Below are 228 nucleotides of genomic sequence, written 5' to 3' on the forward strand. Positions count from 1 at the left end.
AGTTCATGGATGCACGGCTCCGACGGATAGGCCGCCGCCGTCCGGTTCAGATCCTCCAGCAGATAGGTGCGCTCGTCGGGCGGAAGAATGTCGAGCGCGCGCACCGGCCTATTGGGGGCATGCTCCAGCGCCTCGGCCAGTTGCTCGAGCACCTGCTGCATGTAGCCGCAGACCCGATCCGCAGACACGGGCTCCACCACCTGCGCCGTCAGGCCGAGCGCCTCGCCA

1 protein-coding gene is annotated in these 228 nt (G+C 68.0%); it reads right to left on the reverse strand.

Going from position 1 to position 228, the window contains the following annotated elements; all coding sequences use genetic code 11:
• Positions 1–228: hypothetical protein (locus AC0L2A_RS36615; RefSeq protein ID WP_473613053.1), on the reverse strand; the 228-nt coding region annotated here is incomplete at both ends.

The sequence above is a fragment of the Mesorhizobium sp. WSM4844 genome (genome assembly GCF_055811775.1).